Here is a 622-nt window from a genome sequence, read left to right on the forward strand (position 1 = left end):
GCGTTATGCGGTTATTGAAATTTCTCGAAAGCCTCGCACTTAAAATTAATATTGAATAACAAAGTAATTACTATGTTAAAACAGCAAATTACAGCTATTGCATTAAAACTGCTTTCAATTTGGCTGCTAATCCATGTAATTCTAAATTTGCCAAGCGTGATCATTCTTCTTGCAAATTTGGAACAGCATGAAAACCAAGGTATCAGTACAGTCTGGTACATTGTTATTATATCCTCGATATTAATTATTGGTTTAGCCTCTGTACATTTAATTAATAAAGCGGCAAATTCTGTCTTATCACAAGAAAATGAACACGCTAAATATTCATTAAGTGAAGATACTCAAAAGCTATTTTTACAAATTGCGGGGCTATATTTCATTGTAACTGCTATTGCATACCTCCCAAGGTCTCTATTGTTCTTAACCCACTCGATTGATATTTCTCTATCTTGGGATAACTTTCTCTACCCTGCAGGATTATTCTTTCAACTTGGCATAGGTCTTTGGTTAATAGGCAGTTCATCTTTCTGGGCTAAAACATTACATAAGTTACGAGGTCGTGCATAAACCGCATAACAAGTGCAGGCAAGGGACTGCACCTGCGGCGCAGCCCCTGATGCAA

General features: G+C 36.5%; 1 protein-coding gene. It reads left to right on the forward strand.

Annotated features, from left to right (window positions below; translation table 11 throughout):
* Positions 1-72: 72 nt before the first annotated feature.
* Positions 73-567: a hypothetical protein gene (locus M3P05_RS20675; RefSeq protein ID WP_249702040.1), complete on the forward strand. Its 495-nt coding sequence runs from the start codon at positions 73-75 to the stop codon at positions 565-567.
* The last annotated feature ends 55 nt before the right edge of the window (positions 568-622 follow it).

It is taken from the genome of Parendozoicomonas callyspongiae (assembly GCF_023502345.1).
Taxonomy (GTDB): domain Bacteria; phylum Pseudomonadota; class Gammaproteobacteria; order Pseudomonadales; family Endozoicomonadaceae; genus Sansalvadorimonas; species Sansalvadorimonas callyspongiae.